This is a genomic window from Cytobacillus luteolus (genome assembly GCF_017873715.1).
In the GTDB taxonomy this organism is placed as follows: domain Bacteria; phylum Bacillota; class Bacilli; order Bacillales; family Bacillaceae_L; genus Bacillus_BV; species Bacillus_BV luteola.
Genome location: NZ_JAGGKM010000005.1, coordinates 191,495 through 215,242 on the forward strand (window position 1 = coordinate 191,495; position 23,748 = coordinate 215,242).

General features: G+C 38.3%; 14 protein-coding genes and 2 riboswitches. Of the genes, 7 read left to right on the plus strand and 7 right to left on the minus strand.

Annotation, left to right across the window (positions count from 1 at the left end; genetic code table 11):
• The first annotated feature begins 292 nt into the window (after window positions 1-292).
• The gene (locus J2Z26_RS15520) at window positions 293-1,825 is read left to right on the plus strand and encodes a S8 family serine peptidase (RefSeq protein ID WP_193534608.1); all 1,533 of its coding nucleotides are present in this window, start codon (window positions 293-295) and stop codon (window positions 1,823-1,825) included.
• An 81-nt stretch (window positions 1,826-1,906) separates the two neighbouring features.
• Here J2Z26_RS15520 and J2Z26_RS15525 read toward each other — a convergent pair whose 3' ends face one another.
• The gene (locus J2Z26_RS15525; RefSeq protein ID WP_193534607.1) at window positions 1,907-3,715 is read right to left on the minus strand and encodes a bifunctional diguanylate cyclase/phosphohydrolase; all 1,809 of its coding nucleotides are present in this window, start codon (window positions 3,713-3,715) and stop codon (window positions 1,907-1,909) included.
• A gap of 159 nt (window positions 3,716-3,874) precedes the next feature.
• The gene (locus tag J2Z26_RS15530) at window positions 3,875-4,417 is read right to left on the minus strand and encodes a DUF5317 domain-containing protein (protein ID WP_193534606.1); all 543 of its coding nucleotides are present in this window, start codon (window positions 4,415-4,417) and stop codon (window positions 3,875-3,877) included.
• Between the two features lie 275 nt (window positions 4,418-4,692).
• Between J2Z26_RS15530 and kynU the strand changes: the two genes are divergently transcribed.
• The 4 genes from kynU (at window position 4,693) to J2Z26_RS15550 (ending at window position 15,207) form a co-directional block, all read left to right on the plus strand.
• Window positions 4,693-5,973: a kynureninase gene (gene kynU / locus J2Z26_RS15535; RefSeq protein WP_193534605.1), complete on the plus strand. Its 1,281-nt coding sequence runs from the start codon at window positions 4,693-4,695 to the stop codon at window positions 5,971-5,973.
• Between the two features lie 134 nt (window positions 5,974-6,107).
• Window positions 6,108-8,192 carry a transglycosylase domain-containing protein gene (locus tag J2Z26_RS15540; protein ID WP_193534604.1) on the plus strand — a complete coding sequence of 695 codons (2,085 nt, stop codon included), beginning with the start codon at window positions 6,108-6,110 and terminating at the stop codon, window positions 8,190-8,192.
• Between the two features lie 158 nt (window positions 8,193-8,350).
• Window positions 8,351-8,435: riboswitch (cyclic di-GMP riboswitch) on the plus strand.
• Window positions 8,436-8,595: 160 nt separating this feature from the next.
• Window positions 8,596-9,918 (plus strand): DUF5667 domain-containing protein, encoded by a 1,323-nt coding sequence (locus tag J2Z26_RS15545; RefSeq protein ID WP_193534603.1) that lies wholly within the window; start codon window positions 8,596-8,598, stop codon window positions 9,916-9,918.
• A gap of 255 nt (window positions 9,919-10,173) precedes the next feature.
• On the plus strand, window positions 10,174-15,207 hold the full coding sequence (locus tag J2Z26_RS15550) for a pullulanase X25 domain-containing protein (RefSeq protein ID WP_319638016.1): 5,034 nt from the start codon (window positions 10,174-10,176) through the stop codon (window positions 15,205-15,207).
• A 61-nt stretch (window positions 15,208-15,268) separates the two neighbouring features.
• On the opposite strand, the gene J2Z26_RS15555 is transcribed toward J2Z26_RS15550, so the two are convergent.
• The 4 genes from J2Z26_RS15555 to J2Z26_RS15570 form a co-directional block, all read right to left on the minus strand.
• Complete coding sequence (locus tag J2Z26_RS15555) at window positions 15,269-18,091, minus strand: neutral/alkaline non-lysosomal ceramidase N-terminal domain-containing protein (RefSeq protein ID WP_209794380.1); 2,823 nt, start codon at window positions 18,089-18,091, stop codon at window positions 15,269-15,271.
• A 204-nt stretch (window positions 18,092-18,295) separates the two neighbouring features.
• On the minus strand, window positions 18,296-19,039 hold the full coding sequence (locus J2Z26_RS15560) for an amino acid ABC transporter ATP-binding protein (protein ID WP_193534601.1): 744 nt from the start codon (window positions 19,037-19,039) through the stop codon (window positions 18,296-18,298).
• Window positions 19,040-19,054: 15 nt separating this feature from the next.
• Entirely contained in the window at window positions 19,055-19,738 is a 684-nt protein-coding gene (locus tag J2Z26_RS15565; protein WP_193534600.1) for an amino acid ABC transporter permease, read from the minus strand.
• 64 nt (window positions 19,739-19,802) lie between these two features.
• Window positions 19,803-20,654, minus strand: coding sequence for a transporter substrate-binding domain-containing protein (locus J2Z26_RS15570; protein ID WP_193534599.1), 852 nt, complete (start codon window positions 20,652-20,654; stop codon window positions 19,803-19,805).
• A gap of 139 nt (window positions 20,655-20,793) precedes the next feature.
• A riboswitch (SAM riboswitch) is annotated at window positions 20,794-20,900 on the minus strand.
• Between the two features lie 236 nt (window positions 20,901-21,136).
• On the opposite strand from J2Z26_RS15570, the gene J2Z26_RS15575 reads away from it, so the two are divergent.
• Both J2Z26_RS15575 and J2Z26_RS15580 read left to right on the plus strand, forming a co-directional pair.
• A complete protein-coding gene (locus tag J2Z26_RS15575; RefSeq protein WP_193534598.1) occupies window positions 21,137-22,030 on the plus strand; it encodes an N-acetylmuramoyl-L-alanine amidase family protein in 894 nt (297 codons plus the stop codon).
• Window positions 22,031-22,047: 17 nt separating this feature from the next.
• Entirely contained in the window at window positions 22,048-22,695 is a 648-nt protein-coding gene (locus J2Z26_RS15580) for a hypothetical protein (RefSeq protein ID WP_193534597.1), read from the plus strand.
• Between the two features lie 9 nt (window positions 22,696-22,704).
• Here J2Z26_RS15580 and J2Z26_RS15585 read toward each other — a convergent pair whose 3' ends face one another.
• A complete protein-coding gene (locus tag J2Z26_RS15585; RefSeq protein ID WP_193534596.1) occupies window positions 22,705-23,607 on the minus strand; it encodes a helix-turn-helix domain-containing protein in 903 nt (300 codons plus the stop codon).
• Window positions 23,608-23,748: the final 141 nt, after the last annotated feature.

The window sequence follows — 23,748 nt, forward strand, 5'->3', positions numbered from 1 at the left end:
GTCGAAAAGTTTTTTCTGCAAAAAATGCCTGTCCTACTATTTATTTAGGATATTACCAATAATATGTAACCTCTCTACAACTCTATTCCTATCCTCTCAAAAGTAATCATCACTAAAAAGAATCCATTATCCTATGACATTAGAATCAGCTAACTATAAAACGACAAACTGTAAAAATATGAAATTTGAAAATAATTAGAATTGTCAGTATAGTGGTGACAAGCAATAACTAGTAGGTTTGGAAAACTAGTTTTTTGAGACAACTAGAACAATATTTAGGAGGAATAGAAGAATGGTTTCTAAAAAAAGAAGTACATTATTCAAAACAGTAACAGGCACGATTACGACGGCACTACTGGCTTCTTCTCTTGCTTTTTCAGGGGCATCTGCCCAAACGACGAACTATGAATTTGGTAGTCAGGATTTTACAATTGCATTTAAATCACAAAGTGTACCTAGTGATTTTAATGCGTTTATGAATAGTTTGGGTGCTAAAGTAGAGACTGAGCTAAACTCAATTGGGGTTGTTCAAGTTGAAGTAGCTGGGAATCCAACAAAATTCTTGAAATCTACTTTATCTCATAAAGAGGTATTAACAGTCACTCCTTCTATTGAAATGCCACTAGATCTGCCAGATGTTGAAGCAGAAGAAATGGGAACAGTGGGAACTGCTATGCCAGAATTACCTACTCTAGCAAAAGAAGACAGTATCTGGGGCACTAGTTACCAGTGGGATATTCAACGTGTAACAAACAATGGGGCAAGTCATGAGATTTCTTCAGGATCTAAAGATACAGTAGTCGCTGTTATTGATAGTGGTTTCGACCTTAATCATCCTGATTTAGTAGATAACATTGTTCCAGGTTCGAAAACGTTTGTACCTGGGACGACTGACGCAATGGATTATAATAGCCATGGTACACACGTGGCAGGAACCATTGGTGCAAACGGACGTATGAAAGGTATTGCACCTGAAGTTGGTTTACGTGCATACCGTGTCTTCGGAGCAACAGGGGGAGCACAGCAAATCTGGATTACGAATGCAATCTTAGCGGCTGCTGATGACGATGTGGATGTTATCAATATGAGTTTAGGTGGTTTTAGAACGAATGGTCAATGGAATTATATTGACCCAACGACTGGTGAGAGAATTAAATTAGGTGGCGACTCTGCTGATATAGTTGCATACAATCGAGCTATTCGTTATGCAGTTAACAAAGGAGTTACAGTTGTAGCTGCTGCAGGTAATGATGCTCAAGATCTGTCTAATCCAGCAAAACTTACTGATTGGTATAATGGTTACCTAAGATCTCTAGGTTATACTCAGTATGACATCCAAGGTGCTACTATTAACGTACCTGCAGGGATTCCTGGAGTAATCTCAGTATCTGCAACAGGTGGTGGCTTTGGAACGGAAGATCGTCTAGCGTTCTTCTCAAACTATGGAAATGGCAAAATTGACTTAGCAGCTCCAGGTGGAGACGTTGGCCCTGACTATCCAACAACTGGGAAACGTGTTGCTGGTGACCATGTATTCTTAGTATTAAGTACAATTCCAACATATATTGGTCAATCTTCAACTGCTGTAAAGGCATTTGGAGAAGGCGGCTACGGCTGGAAAGCAGGAACGTCAATGGCAACACCACAAGTATCTGGTGTAGCGGCAGCTTACATTGACCACGTGTTTAAAACAACAGGTAAGAAACCATCTCCAAAGCAAGTTCAAACACATCTTCAACAAACAGCTGAGGATATTGGTAAAAAAGGTTATGACGCTTACTATGGTCACGGGTTAGTTAATGCTTATAATGCGTTAACAAAATAAAGGGTAAGGATGTTAGGGGGAGTCTCCTAGCATCCTTTTTTGCATAAAAAAATGGTGTCAGCTCTGACTGACACCACTCTTTTATAGCATTTGAGGATACTTTTCTTCGATCATTTCAATAAATGGTTCAACAAACGCTGGATCAAATTGTTTGCCAGCACATTTCCTCAGCTCGACAATCGCCTCACCAAAGGTCTTCGTTTTTTGATAAGGACGTTCAGTTGTCATTGCATCAAACGAATCGATTACACATAAAATCCTAGCAAGTTTCGGGATATTCTCTTCCTCCAAACCAAATGGGTATCCTTTTCCATCAAACCGCTCATGATGTAGTTCAATTAACGGAATGAGTTCATTGTACTTTTTGGCAGAAGAGATAATTTCTTTCCCCCATGTCACGTGTTTTTTCATCATTTCCCACTCATGTGAATCTAGCTTACCTTTTTTATTAATAACATCCCTAGGGATTTCTAGTTTTCCAATGTCATGAATCAAAGCCCCTAAGATGAGGTTTCGTTTTTCCTCATTGCTAAGTTCCAGTTTGCTGCTAAGGTCTGTAGCATAGGTGAACACTCGCTTACTATGCTGGTAAGTGTAAATATCCTTTGCTAAAAAGATTTGCAGCTGTTGCTCGAGCTTTTCTACTTCTTTTAACAAATACAAGTCATTATCGTATACATTGTTTCCCTCGTGATAAACTTGTACACAATTCTTCCCTTGTGCTTTTGCAAAATATAATGCTTTGTCCGCTTTTCTTAACAGTTCAGAAGATCCATAGGTTCCTTTTGCAAACTCGACAACACCAGCCGAAAATGAGATACAACCGAGTGGAAGATACTCAACACCTTTAAAGTGGGTATCATTTACTTCTTTTCGTATTCTATTTAAAATGGAGACTGCCTCATTCACTGAAGTGTTTGGCATTAAAATAGCGAATTCCTCGCCACCATATCGTGCAGAAATCATATCCGGATAAGTGGACATTTTTTCTTTTATAAATTTGCCGAAGAACTTTAGTAATTCGTCACCCTGCAAGTGTCCGTTTGTATCATTGTATTTTTTAAAATCATCTATATCTAAGAGGGCAACCGTAAATCCATTATAATCCTCATTTTCTGCAAACATTTCATCAAGTTTAAGTTTAAAAAAGCCATGATTATAAAGTCTTGTTAAGAAGTCAATTTTTGATTTTTCTTCGGTATCTTTGTATAAATCGAAGAAGTTCTTAAATGCAAAGGATAAAAACACAGACAATACAGTAAATAAAAGCAACCCAAAGTACAGTGATTCTTTCATTAAAATAGTTAATATTAGTGATAATATGAGTAAGCTAAAATAGCTCGTGAAAGACTCCTTAAGAACGGCTTTTGTTATTGCACCTTTAATCACATTTGTCACTTGAGAAGGTGATGCAATCGCAAAATAGCCCCAATAGATTAAGACATTTAATAAAAAGTATGTTGCGAGTGAAAAGATATAAGGAATAATTGTGTAAAAATCGACTATGCCAGGTACTCCATTCATTAGTGTGAAAATAGAGTAGGTACAGACAATCGTTAACGAATAACTCGCAAAGTTAAATAAGTGTTTCCACCAGGCAATTTTTCTGTAATACATAAACCAGATGATCGTTGTTACCAATAAAATGCTTAATGTAACTTCTAAACCAAACAAAAAGAGACTGGCTAGATAAATCGCAGAATCCATTGATAACGAATTTCCGGATGGAGGTAGAACGATATTAAAAAAGTTTAATAAAAGCAGCACAGCTGTTAATACACCGATTAATTCCCATTGTGAAAAAGCAAGATTATAATTCCCCACAAAGAAGAGAACACCTATTATGCAGAGTAAAGTTGCGTAGAGAGAATCTAATCGCAGTTTTTTCATTAGTTATCCACGCTCTTTCTCTAAAAATTTTCAGGGAGCACTCTAGAAGCACTCCCTGAATGTTTAATGAAATTTAAACCCTGATGTTAGGGCAACAATGACAGAACCTAATATGATTAAGTTTAGAATGGTCTTTTTTGTTTTTGTACTCATGTTTTTTTATCTCCTTTTAACCAATACTTTTTGTATAAAGATAAAAACACCCACATTCATAATGATATCCCCGATACTAATCACTTGCTCCTTAGGATACGGAGCAGACAGTGGGATGATATCTCCTAAAAGAGCAAGGTGTGTGGAGCTCGTGATTAACTCGTGTTTTGCATAAAGACTGTGTTTTAAAGCATCTATATAAGTGGGGTCTAATGCAAGAGCTGCTTGTGGAGAAACAGGCATCCTGCCACCATTTAGTAACATCACGATAAAGTTTAAACCTACTCCTACTATGATCATGAAAAATCCAGGAAGGTCACGATTCATCCATAGAAAGAAAAGCCCAATAATGTACACGAATATAAACGCTATATTACTATAGGTACCAACCCAGTCTATTTCATTTTGCAGGGAAAATACGATAATTTGGAAGAGTAAAAGAATTGGGAATACCCACCCCATTTTCATATTCATTTCAGAAAGGTTAGTAATTTTCCCTCCGCGAATCAAGGCCACAATTAAGGCGATAATAATGCCATCGTAAACCATAAGAGTGTCTCCTTTTATCAAATTGTACATAGTTTATTACAACAAATACCTATAGGTAATACAACAGGAATTGACTGGGTTTTGTGCTGTTTGACGGCGAGAATTGGAGAAAATATGATGAGAATAACCTTGAAAAGAAATGCCTAGGTTACCTGGTAAATTAAAGTAACTATAGTTGGTCACAACTTACCTAACTATTCCGAAAATCTAATAGTTAACAGTGTGGATATATGAGATACTGTTATTAGTGAAGATAAGCGGGGAGGCAGAAAATAGTGAAAACGAATACATTTATATCAACAGTCGATTATGCAAGACAATTAGACAGAGAAGCGACAACCTTTCGAGATGAATTTTACATAAAAGAAGAAATCTATTATATGGATGGTAATTCCTTAGGATTGTTATCCAAACGCGCCGAGAGAACACTACTAAACTCACTGCAAGATTGGAAAGAACTTGGAATTGATGGTTGGATGTCGGGGAAACAGCCCTGGTTTGAGTTTTCAGAAAGACTTGGAGCACTAACAGCACCATTGATTGGTGCCCAACCTGAAGAAACCATTGTAACAGGTTCAATTACAGCGAACCTTCACCAAGTATTGGCAACCTTTTATGAGCCAGATGGCAAACGTACAAAGATTGTTGCAGATGAACTAGATTTTCCTTCGGACATCTATGCGATAAAAGCTCAGTTAAAACTACATGGATTAGAGCCTGAGGAGCATCTTGTTTTAGTAAAATCCCGTGATGGTCGAACCATTAATGAAGATGATGTGATAGCTGCAATGACGGACGAGGTAGCGATTGTTTGGCTTCCATCTGTTTTATATAGAAGTGGACAACTTTTAGACATGAAACGTTTAACGGCAGAAGCTCATAGACGTGGTATTTTAATCGGATTTGATTTAGCTCATTCCATTGGTGCACTTCCTCATTCACTCCATGACTGGGGAGTGGACTTTGCGGTTTGGTGTAACTATAAATACTTAAACAGTGGTCCTGGTGGAGTTGGCGGAATGTTCGTTCATAGTAATCACCATGGTATTGCACCAGGTCTAGCAGGTTGGTTTAGCTCGAAAAAAGATAAACAGTTTGACATGGAACATGAGCTATCACATGCAGAAACAGCAGGGGCATTTCAAGTTGGGACACCACACGTCTTGAGCATAGCTCCACTTTTGGGATCGCTTGAAATGTTTGCAGAAGCAGGTATTGAAAGATTACGTGAGAAATCATTGCATATGACAGAGTATATGATGTATTTAATAGAGGAAGAGCTATGTGAGTTTGGTTTTGAAATAGGGAACCCACGAGAGAATGACCGCCGTGGAGGGCATGTCTGCTTGGAACACCACGAAGCAGCACGCATCTGTAAAGCACTAAAAGATAACAACGTCATCCCAGATTTTCGAGCACCAAACGTCATTCGCCTCGCACCAATGGCGCTCTACAACACCTATGAAGAAATCTGGCAAACCATCACAATCCTCAAACACATCATGAAAACCGAACAATACAAAAACTACGAAAACACACGCAACGTCGTAGCTTAAAACTTTGGGTCCTGACCCCCAGCGCGTTAAAGCTTTAACGCACCGGGGGTCAGGCCCCGTTTGACATTTTGTGTTCGTATTTTGGCTTTTTTCCTATATAATAAGGTGAATATTTAACATGAAGAGGAGTTTTTATGGAGCGTTTACAGCCTTATTGGGAAAAGATCGTCCATTTTTGGAGAGAAAAGCATATTACGAAAATTTTCCTATTACTCTTATTGATTTTCATACTTTTATCGATGCTCTTTTTTGCTTTTATGGCGACCACGGCAAATGTACAGTCATTAAAGGAAGGGTTAAGACAATCGACAATTATTATAGATAAGAATGGTGAGGAAGCGACTTCTGTTGTAACGAACAGAACAAGTGGAGTTGTAGTTGAAGAATTACCCGACCATGTGAAAAATGCTGTTATAGCGATTGAAGATCACCGCTTTTTTGAACATAATGGTTTTGATCTTCTCGGTATTACCCGTGCCTTTTTTAAAAATTTGTTTGCTGGAAGAATCACCGGTGGAGGTAGTACAATTACACAGCAGTTAACGAAGAACGCCTTACTCTCGCCTGAAAAGACCTATAAACGTAAAATTGAGGAACTCTTTTTAGCGGTAGAAATTGAAAAACACTACGAAAAAGATGAAATCCTTCAAATGTACCTGAACCAAGTCTATTTTGGCAGTGGTGCTTGGGGAATTGAACAGGCGGCTAGTAAATACTTTAATAAAGATATTCAGAAGGTAACGATTAGTGAGGCTGCTACATTAGCGGGCTTGTTACAGGCACCTTCAGCTTATAATCCTTATAAAAATTACGATAGAGCGGTTAACAGGCGAAATGTTGTTTTAGCTAAAATGCATGAGTTAGGAATGATAACAGAAGCCGAATGGAACCATTCTAAAGAGGAAAAGCTTACCCTTATTGAAGGGAAGGGAAGCTTTATTGAAAGAAAGTATCCTTACTATGTGGATGCTGTGTTAGATGAAGCTATTTCTAAGTATGGTCTTACTCAAGAAGAGTTACTAACGAGAGGGTACAGAATCTACACACAACTCGACCCGAATATTCAATCCTCCTTGGAGAAAGTGTATGAAAACAAAAAACATTTTCCTAAAGGGAAAAAGAATACACTAGTGCAAAGCGGTGCGGTTTTACTGGATCCATCTACGGGTGGCGTTCTTGGATTAGTCGGTGGACGAGGAGAGTATGTGTTTCGTGGATTTAACAGAGCAACTCATATAAAAGCACAGCCAGGATCTACAATGAAACCACTAGTAGTTTATACACCTGCTCTAGAAAATGGCTATACTGTTACATCGGTATTGAAAGATGAACCTATGACCTTTGGGGACTATTCACCTCAAAATTCTTCGCGGAAATATAGTGGAGAAGTACAAATGTATCAGGCGTTGGAAAAGTCATTGAACGTTCCAACCGTTTGGTTATTAGATCAAATCGGGTTGGAAAAGGGTGTAGATGCTTTACAGCGGTTTGGTATTGGGATAGAGGATGAAGATAGATACCTTGGATTAGCACTAGGTGGGATGCACAAGGGGCTCTCTCCTTTACAATTAGCTGAAGCTTATTCAACATTTTCTAATGAAGGAAAAAGATATGAAGGACACCTGATTACTCGAATCGTTGGACCTACGGGGAATGTCATTGCTGAACATAAACCTAAGTCGACCAAGGTAACCTCTAAAACAGTTTCTAATGAAATTACTTCGATGTTGTTAAATGTGGTAGAAACAGGAACTGGAACCGGAACACAAATCAAAGGAGTTACACTTGCGGGAAAAACAGGCTCTACACAGCTTCCATATAATGATATTAAAGGTACAAAAGATCAATGGTTTGTAGGCTATACACCAAATCTAGTTGGAGCCGTATGGCTTGGTTACGACAAGACCGACAGAGAACACTATCTTCCAAATAGCACCTCAGAGGGAGTCGTTCCGCTCTTTAAGGCAAGCATGGAACAATCACTGCAACATGTGGAACCTACTGAATTCTCGGTTCTATCAGTGAATGACCGACTAGCGGGAAAAGAACAAAAAACAGTAGATCGAAAAAAGGAAATAATAGAAACAGTAGATAAAATCGAAGAAACACTAAAAGAAGAAGCACCAAAATGGAAAGAGAAAATTGACTCAATCATTCTTGATATAGCTGAAAAAAGTGAAAACCTACTAGAAAAACTTAAAAACATACGGGACGAATAATTGTGTCTTAAGGGGCCTGACCCCCAGTGCGTTAAAGCTTTAACGCGACGGGGGTCAGGCCCCGTTTTTTAAATACTTTTAATATAAAAATTAGTAACATTTGCTTATATATATTCGACAATATTTTCAGTAAACTGTAATCAAAGTATTTCGTCCCATTCAAATAAAGGCAAAATCGTTGAAAAGCGATGACGCAAAGCCACAGGCCTAAAGTAGTTTTACCATGGCGGCTGGGTTGCTAAGAATGAGGAGTAACGTGTACATCTGTTATTTCTTACTATTCTTGCAATCTATTAATTATTTTTTAATAGAATGTAAGAATTTTTTAAATTTAGCGACATAAACGAAAAACTGGGCTCGAATACCTTTAGTACAATTTATTACAAAATAGGAGGAATTCTACATGTTTTTCGACAAGAAGATTAGAAATGTATTGGCAACGAGTGCGATTGCTACAGCTTTAACATTCTCATTGGGGACAAGCAGTGCATTCGCAAGTGAAACAACTACAACGCCTGAAACGACAGAAGAACAAGCAGTGACTACTGAGACAACTGAGACAACAACGACTCAGATTTCTGAAACAACTGAAACTGAAGCATCTGCTCCAGAAGAAAATGAACCATCTGTAGAAGAAGTAAATTTATTACCAGGAGATTTTTTTTACTTTATTAAAACATTTACTGAAAAGCTTAAGCTAGCTTTTACATTTGATGATGCTGAAAAAGCAAAAGCAATAACAGAAATTATGGAAGAACGAATTAAAGAAGCAGAAGCTCTTTTAGCTGCTGGTGATGAGGAACTTGCAGAAGAAACCATTCAAAAGGCAATTGAGCAAATGGAGGTAGTGTTGGAATTAACACCAGATGCTGTGCCAACAGGGGAAACTACTGATGAAACATCTTCGGAAGATGCAGATACTGCAGATGATTCAGAGACAACAGAGGAAACAACTGTCGAAGAAGAGAATGCTGAAGTAACTGGTGAGGAAACAACGGAGGAAACTGTGGCTACTGAAGATAGCGCCGAAGCTTCAGTTGATCCATTAGCAGAATTAAGAGAGAAACTCTCACAAAATATTATTGCATTAACGGCTGCAATGGAAAAAATCCAAAATCCTCAAGCAAAAGCTGCACTTGCTAAAAATATAAAAAAGGCTGAGAAAAAGCTAGAGAAAAAGATTGCTAAATATCTTGAAGAGGAAGAAGAGTACCTGGAAGAATTAATAGATATAGAAGAAGAGTTAGCTGAGGGTGACTTAACTGAAGAAGAGGCTGAAGAGGAAAAAGCTGAATTATTAGAAGAGTATAGTGAAGAGCAAGAAGAAACGATTGCTGAGGCAACGAAGGAAGTAACAAAAGCGATTGAAAAAGCAGAAAAGAAAACAGAAAAGGCTCTCATAAAAGAAGCTAAGAAGACAGAAAAGGCAGACACTAAATCTAATAAAAAGTCGGAAAAAGATGAAGATGACCTAGAAAAGGATAATGAAAAGGCAGAAAAAGCACGTGAGAAGGCTCAAAAAGAAGCTGAAAAAGAACGTAAAAAAGAAGAAGAAGCACGTGAGAAAGCTGAAGAAGAAGCTAAAAAGGCACGTGAAAAGGCAGAAGAAGAGCGTGAAAAAGCTAAAGAGAAGGCTGAGAAAGCACGTGGAAATGCAGATAAAGGCAAGAAAAATAAAGGCAATGATGACGACGATGAAGACAACGACGAAGATGATGACAGATAATACAACTAAGAGTGCTAGGCAATTATGTCTAGCACTTTTTAAAAAGCTAAAATTCTACAAAGTTTAACATAATCTCTTAAAACCGAACAAAATTAAAGCGCCAGTAACAGTTTTTCTGTCGGACAAAATATGTTGAGTAATAAGCCTACTCTATGCGAGAATTTAGTTATATGGAAGCGATTGCACAAAAGGATTCCCCGCCTGGTTTGTGCAATCGGTTTCACGCAAATCATACTTAACAAGGAGGTAGGAAAAGTGAAAAGGAAAAACATGAAAGTACTTTCTTTACTTATGATTTTTTCATTAGTTATCCAGCTGTTTTCTGGTGCTTTTTACTTTGAAAAAATAAGTGCCGAAACACTAGAAGAGCGAACTGTCACTTTAGTAGGGAATCTTCAATCAGAACTAGTAAATGGTGATGATACTATAGATTGGGATCCTACGTTGGAAGCAACTAGAATGACCCATACGGGTAATGATTTTTACACATTCACAGGAACTCTTCCGGCGGGTACCTATGAATACAAGGTTGCCATTAATGGGAGCTGGGATGAAAGTTACGGAGACAATGGTAATAATATATCTATTAATCTAGCAGAAGAATCGGAAGTTACTTTTTACTATAATGATAAAACACATGCTGTAACTGACTCAGTTAAATATGAGGCAATTGCTGCAGATAAACAGCCAAGAGTTGTAGGAAGCTTACAAGATGAAGTAGGAGCAGGTTCTGAATGGAGTCCAGCTGAATCAAACTTATTTTTACTAGATGATAATTTTGATAACGTTTACATATTATCTGTAAATGTGCCAGCAGGGTCTTATGATTTTAAGGTTGTTCTGGGCTCTACTTGGGATGATGCGGCGTATCCAGGTCAAAATGCAAAATTAAGTTTTTCAAATGATGCACTTGTTACCTTTTCATTTAACAATGATACAAAAGAAGTGACATCCACAGCAGTAGAAGAAAGTGAAACTCCACCCCCTGGAGAAGAAATACCAGGGAGAAATGTTGTTTTAGTTGGTAGTCTACAAGATGAGCTTGGTCACAGTGTAGACTGGGATCCAGCTGCTTCTACAACAAAAATGAAACATGTCGGAAATGATCTTTATACTTTTACTGGCACATTACCGGCAGGTCAATATGCATATAAAATTGCAATTGGTGGTAGTTGGGATGAAAACTATGGTGCAGGAGGAAGAAGTGGCGGGGATATATCTCTAAATCTGGAACAAAGCACAGAGGTTACTTTCTACTATCATGATCAAACTCATGCCATTGCGAATTCAACTTTTTATACCCCCATTCCAAGAGATAAAACCCCGCGCATTGTAGGGGATATTCAACCAGATATTAATGCCGGAGATGACTGGAGTCCTGCCACCTCTACTGCATTTATGACAGACTATGATTTTAATAACACCTACGAATATAGAACTGTAGTGCCAAAAGGGAATCATGAATTTAAGGTTGTATTAGGAAATGACTGGGGAGAACAATATCCAGGGGAAAACTTTAAGTTAAATGTAGTGGAGGCAACAGAGGTCACCTTTACTTTTAATAATCTTACAAAAGAAGTGTTAACAGATTACAAACCAAGTGGTTCTGACGGAACAGTTGACCAAGGAATGTTATATCACAATACGTGGAATAATGCATACCGTCAACCATTTGGTGCAATTTCAGCCGGTGAAACGGTAACTTTACGATTGGCTGCGAAAAAGGATGATTTAACAAGAGCTACTCTGTATGTTAGAAACTATTTAACAGGCAACACCAAAATGGTGAATATGGAGTACGTGGGCTGGACAGATGTTCAAAGCCAAGGGAATTTAGAATTTTGGGAAGCAACCTTTACACCTGAAGATAAAGGTGTTCATGGTTATAAGTTTATCGCGGGAGATGGCATGGCAATAGCTGAATATGGTGAAGATACGCTTGAAGGTGAAGTTGGTAGTGCGGCTAATAGTAACGCTGGATTGTTCCAACTAACGGTCTATGACCCTAGCTATCAAACACCAGATTGGATGAAGGAAGCGGTTGTCTATCAAATCTTCCCGGATCGCTTTTTCAATGGAAATCCAAAAAATGATACAGCAAAAGAAAATGCACGTGGTGAAGAGCCAATTGAGCGACCAGATAGTTGGGATACCCTACCTGATAATCCTCGTATTGGTGAAAAGGACCCAGGCAACTATACTGGAGATGGCATCTGGAGTAATGATTTCTTCGGAGGAGACATTGCCGGAATCCATCAAAAATTAGATTATATACAATCACTTGGTGTAAATACTCTTTATTTAAATCCAGTTGCTAAAGCTGCATCAAATCATAAGTATGATGCGACCGATTTTAAAGAGGTTGATCCGATGTTCGGTTCACCCGAGGAGTTTAAGGCGTTTACAGATGAATTAGCAAGACGTGATATGCATTTAATTTTAGACGGGGTATTTAATCACGTTGCCGATGATTCAATTTACTTTGACCGTTATGGAAAATATGAAACGGTTGGAGCCTATGAATATTGGGCAAAAATTTATGATTTAATGAATGAAAAAGGATTGACGCAAAAGAAAGCCGAGCAGGAAGCCCATGTTTATTTTAAAAAGGATAAACAAAAATTCAGTCGTTATGGCTTCCATAACTGGTTTAATATCGAAAATGAAATCATTGATGAAGGTAAGCCAACTGAGCGTTATAAATACCAAGCTTGGTGGGGCTTTGATAGTTTGCCAGAAATTAAATCGATTCCAGGTGAAGCAGTAAACTATGATAGTGAGCTAAATAACAAGCAGTTCGCAAATTATATTTTTTATGAAAGAGATTCTGTTGCAAAAAGTTGGTTAACTAACGGTGGATCTGGTTGGCGTTTAGACGTAGCCAATGAGGTTGACATGGAGTTTTGGAGAGAGTTCCGTAAAGAGTTGAAAAACGGTAATTACAAGCGCGGAGCAACACTTAAGGATGGCGAACAGCCATTAATCCTTGGGGAAATCTGGGATGATGCTTCTAAATATTTCCTTGGAGATCAATATGATTCGGTCATGAACTATCGTTTTGAGCGTGCGATTTTAGGTTACTTAGAAAATGGAAATGCCGGGCAAGCTGAGAAACAGTTGAAGGCAGTTCAAGAGGATTACCCAGAGGAAGCATTTTACGCGTTAATGAATTTATTAGGTTCACATGACACGCCAAGAGCGGTGTATTTACTAGGCGGTGGAACTGATTCATTTGAGCGTGCGGAGTTTGACTCGAATTATAATCATGAGCTTGGTGTGCAGCGCCTTAAGTTAGCGTCGATTATCCAAATGGGCTATGCCGGTGCACCAACCATTTACTATGGTGATGAAGCAGGTGTAACAGGCTCGAAGGATCCAGATGATAGACGTACGTATCCATGGGGCAAAGAGGATCAGGATCTAATCTCTCATTATAAAAAAATTGGAGCAGTCCGTGAAGACAATGCGAGTCTCTTTGCATATGGTGAACTTCACCATGCATATGCGAAGGATGATGTGTTAGTGTATGTTCGAACAAATGATGAAAAGGCAGCGATTGTTGCGATAAATAGAGGTAGTGAGGACAGAACGATTGAGCTACAAGTAAAGGATTTAATTGCAAATGGTGTAAACTTTATTGATCAATTGGATTCAAAATATGAGGCTGTTACTCGAGATGGAGTGATTGAACTTAAAATACCTAAGATGTCTGGAAGAATGCTCGTTTCAGAAAATCTTCCAACGAAGGTTGAGCCAGTAACATCTTTATCTGCAACGGAGGGTTCAAAAACAGCTCAGTTAAACTGGAATGGCAATGGTGTTGAATACGTCGTATATCAAACAACAGTTGAGGGAGCACTTTATCGAAAAATCGGTAAAACGTCTGATGAAACTTTTACAGTTGAAAACCTTCAAAATGGACGTCAATATTTCTTCGCAGTGGTTTCCGTTGATGAAAATGGAAATGAGTCTGAAAAGGTAGCTACAAGTGCTGTTATCCCTCATTATGATCTAACAGCAGAATGGGTAGGGAATTTAACGACATTAGAAAATAGTACGCTAGATTTATCAGCTGCACAGGTAATTAGCGCAGAATTATATGTTGAAGGTGCAACCGAAACTGAGCAAGCGGAAGGTGTTATAGCCAGATTAGAAATGAAAAAGGACAGTGAAACTCAGTGGGAAATCCTGAAGGCAGGATATGCAGGGCAGGCCGGAAATAATAATGTATTCTCAGGTAGCTTCCTACCTTTAGAAGTTGGCACCTATGAGTACAGAATCGGTGTTTCCTCAGACTTGGGGCGTGAATGGAAATATACAGAAACCACTAATACGGTCACTTTCGTACAAGATGAAGCGGACCAAACGGCACCAGCTACAGCTGTCGAGCTTGCACAGCCGATGCAAGAATCTGGTCAGGTTAACTTAAGTTGGACAGTAGTAGACTCAGAGGATCCATACCTATACACGATTTTACGTGATGGTATTGTAATCGATCAGGTGGTTGATGGCTCGTTAACATCTTACCGTGACTACCAGGTTGAAAACGGAAAAACGTACCAATATCAAGTTCGCGTTTATGATAAAGTAGGTAATTTTGTAGATTCAAACATAGTTACCGTTACTCCTGATATTGTTATGGTTCAGGTAACCTTTAAAGTAAATGCACCAGATTATACACCGCTAACGACAAGTGTTAACATGCCAAACAGTATAAATGGCTGGAATGCCGGGGCGTGGTCAATGACACGTAACGGAGCTGTTACACCTGATTGGGAGTATACAGTCGAAGTTCAAGAAGGAACTGAAATTACCTATAAGTATGTAAAGGGTAATTCATGGGATCAAGAAGGCCTTGCGGACCACACACCGAATAATCGTACAGATGATGATATCAGTTACTATGGTTATGGTGCGATTGGAACCGATATGAAAGTTGTCGTACAGAATCAGGGCAATAATAAAATGGTAGTTCAAGATTACATTGTACGTTGGATTGATATGCCTGTTGTCGTAACCTCTCATGAAAACAATGCTACGGTAACAACTGAAACAATCGAATTAAAGGGTACAGCAATTAAAGGTGGAGTCCTCACCATTAATGGGGAACAAGTTACTATTAATGATGATATGTCGTTCAGTCATACAGTTACTTTGGCTGAGGGTAAAAACGACATCAATATCTCCATTAAACCATCAGAAGACAGCAAGAAGAACATCTTTAATAACGATAGTGGAGCAATAGCTAAAAACACAAAAACAATTGTCCTAACTGTGAACAAACAATGACAGAAGGGGCCTGACCCCCGGCGCGTTAACGCGTTAACGCCGTGGGGGTCAGGCCCCAGTTTTATTTAATTGCCCTTAAAAGTTCTACAAGAGTGTTAGAGAGGATGGCTGCTGTTGAAGGCCCGACTGAGTTGATTTCGCCGTATAGTTGTTTGTTCTGTATGCGGTGAATACCTTCTTTCCAATAAAGTCCATCTTGGACCAGTGGGACGAAGTCATTTCTTGGGATAATGTAGCCAATCGCATCATTAGATAAGCCAAGTACAAAATTATATTTACCTGACATGTTTGGCTTAATCGCTAATTCATGAGCAGCATTTGGATTGTGTGCTAAGCTTTTTGTTTGGAATTTTCCAAGCTCTATTTCTGGGTATAACTCTCCAGGAACCATAGCAAACTGTGCATCCCCGATTTTTACCGCTGATACTTCAGTTAATAAATCAACCTGTTTTCCACCGTATTGTGGAGGAAGTGGCATACTGCTTTGCTTTGCACCATTAATGTATACATCTCGATTTAACATTCCGTAGTATCCTAGTAAATAGTAGTTTGGATTTTCTAAGGGTAAATATACATCTCTAGTAGCAATTTTTATCGTATGATCCTTACTAATTGTACTATTTTTAATTGCCGTTAGAGCTGCAATACCAGCTCGCTCTCCAATAACCTTCATTGTTGCTTTACTTCCTTCTTTACCAGTTCCATAACCAACATCAACTTTTAGGGAAGTTAATAATCCGCCAATTGCGCCATTCACGAATACAGTGGTTCCACCAACACTTTTCTCAACAGTCTCTCTTAATGGATGGACATAGTCTGAAGTGATAGCTTCATTATAGTGGCCAAGAATGGTCTCAGGGTGGCTGGCCCATTTTACTAGTGTACCAATTGTTTGATTGTTAAGACCTACTGCATGCATGACATAGATATCGTCATCCATCACATTTGGATCGCGTGAATCTCTAATTAGGCCAGAGGTATCTTGTACTCCGTAACGAAGTTCTTTTACAGTTTGCATAGAAGTTGCAGCATTAATAATTGATTTAGCTGCCTGACTTATTAAATATTCTTGGTAAAATGGGTTAATACCGCTTTTATTTTTTGCTCCCCAAAGCCCCATTGTGTCTGGAGCATGATGAGTATGTGTTGAAGACACGACAATATGATCAACATAGATGCCTTTTGTACGCAGTGCATCACGAGCTCGTTTTTGAATCTCTAAAGAATCCTTTTGAAAAATACCTACAGAATCAAGGGCAGTAAATGCGACCGTTTTTCCACCTGATTGAAGGATGATTGTTCTTGCCCATAATTCATCAAGTACCTGATTAGGGTCAGCTTTTCTACCATTTCCGTACCCACCAAGATACAGAGGACCTTGTTTTGTAGCATCCATCATAGCTGTGGTAGGTGTAATTTTTTCTTTAGAAGCTCCAGCTTTAAGAGTAACTGGCTGTGGTAAAGGTTGTGACTTCTTTCCGTAAAGCTCTAAAACTACGTTTCTAACTTTTTCACCAGCTGCTCTTTCAATCGATACTTGTTCTTCATATTTCTTAGGATCCCATTCACTCTCAGGAATTAGATAACCAAGCGTATCATGAGTAAGCCCTAAAATCATTGAATATTTATTGTCCATTACTTTACGGAGACTAAGACCAAGCCCAGTTACTGCTTCTCCTGGAGCCGTAACTAGTTCAATGTTTGTATTTTTATCCCCGATGGTTACTCTTGAAATTGTGCTCTCAAGCTTCAGTACATTATTTACCTTTTTCATTTCATAATACGGGCTTAAAATTCCTGTGTTATAGCCACTAACAAATCCTTGATTCTCTACTACGAAATCAACTTTTTTATTCGTAATTTTTAACCCTTTAGGTAAAACTCTAGCATTATCTATAGCTTTCTCAACATATTTAGCAATCTCTTTTCCATAGTATTCGGCCTTCTTTTGGTCAGTGTTGCCATTAGAAATCGGTGTAGCATCACCTAAAGCACCGTTAACAAAAAGAGAGATGCCACCAAATTGGTCTTCTACTTCAGAGTGAAGGTACCCTACAAAATCAGCAGAAAAATTTTTATTATCTCTACCTAAAATAGTCGGGTGAACAGCAAAGTTTATTAAGGTAGCGATGACTTTTTCTTCATCATCGTCCCCTTTATTGTGGCCTTTACCTTTACCCTTATCATGCCCTTTACCTTTGCCTTTTTGATGCCCTTTACCCTTACCCTTTCCTTTACCTTTTTCCTTCTCTAGTTGAGTAATCTGTAGGGTTGTTAAAGTTGTATCGGTCTCACTTTTGCCCCTTCGATTATGGACCAGGTTTTGTGGAACCACTGTAGAGCCTACAGTAACCATTGAATCTTCTTGGTCATCTACTGCTTCTTCAATTGTTTTTACAACCTGATTGATAAAGTAATCCTTGTAGGAATTAGATACACCACCCCACAAGCCTTGAAGATCTGGTCCTGCATGTGTATGAGTTGAGCTAATCATGATTGCATTCTTAGATACTCCGGTCTTTTTTGATGCTTTTTCACGAATCACATTCAGTACCTTGTTCCCTACACCAGTCGTATCCAATGTGACAAAAACAAGCTTTTCGGACTCAGACTTAAGTGCCAGTGCGCGGGCATAAATCGGATCAGCTACACCTATAGCTTTACCACGTTGTTTAAAACCATCATACCCTCCTAAATAAACGCCTTCTGCCAAATGACTTTTAGTTGGGCTAATTCTATTCTGCGCTACACCCGCCTCAAATGCTTCATAAAACTTGTCATCATCATCATCATCATCATCATCGTGCTTAGCCAGACCAATAGATGGAATAAATAACGACAACACTAAAACTGAGATCATAAATACCTTAAAAAACTTCTTCAACTTCTTCCCCTCACCTTGTAGAGCACACTCTACTAAATTTTTATCACTACTAGATTTACAAACACCTACTTAGGATATATGTGCTGAAGGCAAGGCTTAGACTGGTTCAAAAAGCTTAAAATCGAAGATGGGTAAATATGACGATTGGGGCCTGACCCCCAGTGCGTTAAAGCTTTAACGCGCCGGGGGTCAGGCCCCAATTTTTTATCTTGTTAGTACTTTTTGTAGAAACTGTTGTGTTCGTTCTTCTTTTGGCGTTGTGAAAAGGTCTTCTGGTTTTCCTTGTTCAACGATGAAGCCATCTGCTATAAAGATCACACGGTCAGATACGTCACGTGCAAAGCCCATTTCATGAGTAACGATAATCATCGTCTGTCCTTCTTTCGCGAGCTCTTTAATAACAGTTAGAACTTCTCCTACTAACTCAGGATCAAGTGCAGATGTAGGTTCATCAAATAGTAGGATTTCAGGTTTTAATGCTAGCATTCTAGCAATGGCCGCACGTTGTTTTTGTCCTCCTGATAATTGTTCAGAATAATGGTCCTTGTGCCCTAGCAAGCCAACTTTACCCAGTAGCTCCTCAGCTTCTAAAACTACTTCGGTTCTCCTTCTTTTTTGAACAACCAATGGTGCTTCAATTATATTCTCTAAAACTGTTTTATGTGGAAATAGGTGAAAGTGTTGAAATACCATCCCTGAGTAATTTTGTACATTTCTCTTTTGTTGCTTAGAGGGTGTTTTACCGTTAAATCCAACCTGGACTTCGCCAATCGAAAGTGTCCCCGATGTTGGAATCTCCAGTAAATTCATACAGCGCAGCAATGTTGTTTTTCCAGACCCTGATGGCCCGATAATGCTGACTACTTCTCCCTTTTCTATTTGCAAGGAAATCGATTTTAATACTTCATTATCTTTAAAGCTTTTACTTAAGTGTTCTATACGAATCATTTTCGCAGCCTCCTATCATGATGAAACATAACGGTTTGCTTTTTTCTCGAGGTAATCTTGTAACAAGGTTACAATTGTACAAAGTCCCCAGTAAATCAAGGCAACTAGAATATACAATGTTAAGCTCTCATACGTTTGACCAACTACAACTTTTGCACGGTAAAACATTTCAGATACCGTGATAACCATTGCAAGTGAGGTTCCCTTAATGATATCCATGAACACACTTGATAAAGGAGGGAGTGCAATCCGAGTAGCCTGTGGTAAAATAATCCGACGCATTGTTTGCCAATAACTCATACGAAGGGTCTCCGCGGCCTCCCATTGACCTTTAGAAACAGAAGATATGGCAGAGCGAATAATTTCGGCACTATAAGCTGAAAAATGCACACTAATACCGATAATCGCTGCTGTAAGAGGCTGCAACTCAATACCAAGCATCGGTAAGCCAAAATATAAAATAAATAAAATAACGAGAAGAGGGGTTCCTCTCATAAATGATATGAAAATCCGAGCGGGAATACTGTTAATCCAATACTTACTCATTCTTGCCAGCGCAATAAACAAACCCAATACTAAGGAAATGCCCATGCTTACAACGGCAATCAGAATCGTATACCAGGCCCCTTCCAATATAAAGGGAAGTGAGTCTAACGCAATTTCTATATTAAATAGATATTCCCATTTGAAATTTGACATAAATAGGACTCCTTTTTATGATTATCTGCAAAAAGAAAGGAATCACAAAGATTCCTCTCTAACACTAGTCAAGAGTGACTGGTTGTGAAACATCTGCACCAAAGAATTCAAGTGCAATCTCTTTAATCGTTCCATCATCAATCATTTCTTGTAAAACTGTATCTAATTGTTTTTTTAACTCTGGGCTATCTTTTTGCATGACAATGGCCCCAACGTTAGGCTCAAATTTTACATTTTCAGCAAGTTTTAGCCCAGGCTTATCGAATTGTTTTAAGTGCTGAATTAAAACAAGATAGTCATTTAAAGTAGCATCCACACGTCCGTTAACGATTTCAGGTAAAACAGTATCAGAACCTGTGTAAACAACAACTTCTGCACCTTGGCTACGAGCAAAGTCTGAGTAATTACTAGTAGCTGAACCTCCAACTTTTTTCCCTGTTAAATCCTCAACTGTTTCAATATTCGAGCTACCATCTTCACGGACAAGAGCAGACCCAAATGAGTGTTTAATAGGAATTGTAAAATCAAACTTCTCTAGGCGTTCTTCAGTGATTGTAAAATCATTCGCAGCCACATCAATCTGACCATTTCGAAGAGCAGGCAGTAATCCATCAAACTCCATCGTTTTAAATTCGATTTCTAGACCTAATCTTTTACCTAACTCTCTAACGACTTCAACATCAAACCCAGTTAATTCTTTTGTCTCTTCATCAAAATATGTAACTGGAAAATATAATCCTTCAGTACCAACAACTAGTTTTCCAGATTCCTTGATTCGATCCCATGAACTCTGCTCCTCAGAAGCAGTATCTGAATTTGTAGCACCTGAGTTTGAAGTTCCTGCTTCCTCAGTCCCACAAGCAGTTAAAACAAATCCAATCGTTAATATAAAAAGCAATAATGAAAGTTTTTTCATAGGTGTTATACCATCCTTTTCTATAGATTTACTTGGTTTTAGTTAAAAAGTGTTTTTCTCTCATCAACAAAATTCATAAGAAACAAAAAACCTCTTCAAGAAAGAAGAGGTCATGAATTCAAATTGAAAACGTGCGCTCTTCTTATCTATCAAGCTATCGCTTGCTGGAATTGGCACAGTACTCTCAAAAATGAGTCCGCTGCCGAGGTTTCCTAGGGCCATTCCCTCCACCTCTCATGATAAGAAAAAAACGATTATTTAACTGATGATGAAAATATTAACACCATTAAACTAATGAGTCAACAAGTTTGTTTATAAAATTACTCGGTTTAACGCATTAAACCATTGGGGGCCTGACCCCCAATGCGTTAACACATTAACGCACCGGGGGTCAGGCCCCAATTTCTACTCCTTCTTTTAATTTTATGTTGTTTTGTTTAAAATGATAGAAAAGATAGAGACTTGTAGTAGGGGGTGGAAGGTTGTTTAAAAAATTGTTTTTCCTAGCACTATTCATCTTTTTTCTATTTCCAGTTACACAACATGCTGAAAAAACGGTGATTATCGATGTTGGTCATGGTGGTAAGTATAGTGGAACTTGTGGTTATTCAGGCTCAGCAACGGGTTTTTGTGAAAAGGATGCAAACCTGTTAGTTGCATTGAAATTACAAGAAATCCTAAAACCGACAGACATCAAGGTTCATTTAACTCGCACGACCGACACGGAGTTTGCCCCTTATTTGAAAAATGCTGATGGAACCACGGATGGTGGAGATTTCGATGTGCGGATGAAAATGGCGAATGCATTTGCTGAAAAAAATAACAACAACAGTATTTTCATTTCAATCCATCACAATGCTCACCCAACTAATTCCTTCAGAAGAGGCATCGAAACCTATTATTACGATGGGGTAAAACACGGCAAGTCTGAATATCCACACGACCCCTTACAAATAAAGTACTTGTCAGAGAATAAACGACTTGCTGAAGTAGTGCATCCGATACTAGTAAATTCATTACGTCTTCCGGACCGGAAAATCCACTCTGATCAAAGCTTTTATGTCATCCGGAATGCACAAATGCCGTCTATCTTAGTAGAGCTTGGCTATATGATTAATCGACATGAAGAAAAATTAATAAAAACAGAGAGCTATCAGTTTGAAGCAGCAGGGGCACTTGCTAAAGGAATAGAAGCTTACTTTGCTGTTTTTGAAGTGTATGGAAGTAATAATGAAAGATTAGCTACTTTTTCGAATGAAATTGAAGCATTAAGCTATGCTTATACAGTAAAATCAGCTATCTCAGTGTTAGATAAAAACCGTCAAACAACCATTTATGTAAAAGATAGTTTTAGATATGTACTGAAGCCTTGGTAGAGGGAGGAAGAATTCAAGTGAAATTAATAAACGGCATGTTACTATCCTTACTTCTACTTGTCGGATGTTCTCCTCCTCCTACTCAGCAGGTCGAGGAAAAAGCTGAAACTCCCCCACAAGAGCAACCTAAAGAAGCAAAGGAAGTTGTAAAAATAAAACAAGGAAATTTTAAAGAATATCGCCCGAAAGTAGGAGAGAAACGAATATATACGAATGCAGGTGAAGAAATCTATGTTCATGAAATTGTTGCTGAGAATGAAGAGTATGTTCAAGTCATAGTATCTCTAAGCGGTGCACCAACTACTCAAATCTATCGATGGACGAATGAAGAATATGCTCTTGTACATGAAGCTGCAGGGAGGCAAAGCCCAGAGTTAATTGAAGCTTTTGTGCCAATGGAATTCCCTGAGATATTTTTAGATTTAAAAGATGATGGTCAGGCTGAATGGAAGGTAATTGATGAAAACCAAACTATCACCGTACCCAAGGGGACGTTCGAGAGCGTGATAGTCATTCAAAAGACAACAAGCGAAGTTGCAGGTGCTAATACAATCTACACTCGTTATTTTGCCCCAGAAATGGGACTCATTAAAGAAACGTATGAAGTAACTGGGGAACATGGTTATAAGGATGAAGCGAATTTGGATGAAGTTGAGCTGAACTAAAAACAAGAGTCAAACCCTCGTTTGACTCTCTAGTTTCTCTCTTATATTCTTAATCCGCTGCTCTATATAAGGAATATGTCTGTCCTCAAGCCTCAGTTCAAATACTTTCTTCGCGTTCTCCATATACCTTAAGGCGGTTATATAATTCTCAAGCATTTCATAATTGTATCCCGTATGATAATACAAATCTCCAAAAACGTACATATTATCCGTTTTTAAGCACCAATCAATTGCTTGCTTACAGGAATGATTGGACTCTTCAAATCTTGAAAGGCGCGTTAATGCTTTTGCTTTGTTATATAAGATCCTAGATTTAATGGTAACGTCATGCGGATATGGAATCCTCTCCAAGTGAGGAAGCACCATGTCATAAATCTCAATTACTTTTTCATTTTCACTACCATTAAAATGAATCACGGCAATTGAACTATAGATTTCAATTTCACGTTCATTAAATACCTTATCAGTTGAATGAGTTAACTGTATTGCTTCAAATAGTAATTCCTTCGCTAGCTCGGGATTTCTATTAATTTCATATTCACATATTCCTTGATGCCATAAAATAAGCTGTTTGTTTTTTCGTATATTTTTAAATAAAGGATTATTTTTTTCAGCTTTTACTATGTCTCTAATTAGGTCATATTTTGCCTCGCGTCTTGCTTGCCTGAACTGGTGGGCTACTTCGTTTACATAGTCAACCTTTGGTGTGCTAGCAATCTCATAGAAATAATTGATATCAACCCCTAGCTTTTGAGAGATTAAGTAGAGTGTGGATGCAAGTGGATAAACTTCACCCTTCTCTATGACACTAATCTGTGATTGTGTGCAAATCCCCTTTGCCAATTCCACTTGGGACATCCCTAAAGATTTGCGTAAATTTCGTATTTCTTCACCGATTTTTGTGAAATCCAACTTTTTCACCTCATTATTGCTACATCAATATTTTTTCTCATTTAGAAGAGAAATTGGTAGATTACTATTAGTCTAGTGACACAAAACCTTATAAACAAGGAAAACACGTTTTAAATAGTTCTTATATAATACAGTTAAATC

Bases quoted from the DNA above. Each gene is read 5' to 3' on its own strand.
- J2Z26_RS15520 (WP_193534608.1), top strand. From the start codon at position 293: ATGGTTTCTAAAAAAAGAAGTACATTATTCAAAACAGTAACAGGCACG.
- J2Z26_RS15525 (WP_193534607.1), bottom strand. From the start codon at position 3,715: ATGAAAAAACTGCGATTAGATTCTCTCTACGCAACTTTACTCTGCATA.
- J2Z26_RS15530 (WP_193534606.1), bottom strand. From the start codon at position 4,417: ATGGTTTACGATGGCATTATTATCGCCTTAATTGTGGCCTTGATTCGC.
- J2Z26_RS15540 (WP_193534604.1), top strand. From the start codon at position 6,108: ATGGAGCGTTTACAGCCTTATTGGGAAAAGATCGTCCATTTTTGGAGA.
- J2Z26_RS15545 (WP_193534603.1), top strand. From the start codon at position 8,596: ATGTTTTTCGACAAGAAGATTAGAAATGTATTGGCAACGAGTGCGATT.
- J2Z26_RS15560 (WP_193534601.1), bottom strand. From the start codon at position 19,039: ATGATTCGTATAGAACACTTAAGTAAAAGCTTTAAAGATAATGAAGTA.
- J2Z26_RS15565 (WP_193534600.1), bottom strand. From the start codon at position 19,738: ATGTCAAATTTCAAATGGGAATATCTATTTAATATAGAAATTGCGTTA.
- J2Z26_RS15570 (WP_193534599.1), bottom strand. From the start codon at position 20,654: ATGAAAAAACTTTCATTATTGCTTTTTATATTAACGATTGGATTTGTT.